At 35.0% G+C, this 417-nt stretch carries 1 protein-coding gene; it reads left to right on the top strand.

Annotation, left to right across the window (positions count from 1 at the left end):
- Window positions 1-54: 54 nt before the first annotated feature.
- On the top strand, window positions 55-417 hold a 363-nt coding region (locus AB674_RS21765; protein WP_047779393.1), incomplete at its 3' end, for an SDR family NAD(P)-dependent oxidoreductase.

Below are 417 nucleotides of genomic sequence, written 5' to 3'. Positions count from 1 at the left end.
CTAGCGTTGCTTCTACACTAATTTTGCTGTATTAATTTAAAACAACTATTTAAGATGGAATCAAAGAAAAACAAAATAGCATTAGTAACCGGCGGAAGCCGTGGATTAGGGAAAGATATGGCTTTGAGCCTTGCCAAAAAAGGACTTGACGTAGTGCTGACCTACAACAGTAAGAAAGAAGAAGCGGAAGCTGTTGTAAAAGAAATTGAAAATTTGGGACAGAAAGCTGCGGCTATTCAACTGAATGTTGCCGAAGTGAATAGTTTTGAGGCGTTTTTTCAAAATGTAGCAATTGCATTAAAAAACACTTTCGATACAGAAAAATTTGATTTTTTAGTTAATAATGCAGGCGTAGGTGTTCACGAAAGTTTATTGAAAACAACTACAGCTCAATTTGATGATTTGGTAAACATTCAA

Origin of the sequence: Flavobacterium sp. ABG, from assembly GCF_001027725.1 — a bacterium.
In the GTDB taxonomy this organism is placed as follows: Bacteria; Bacteroidota; Bacteroidia; order Flavobacteriales; family Flavobacteriaceae; genus Flavobacterium; species Flavobacterium cupriresistens.
The sequence above is the reverse complement of the archived record's forward strand: the minus strand, read 5'-3'. Positions and strand labels throughout refer to the sequence as shown.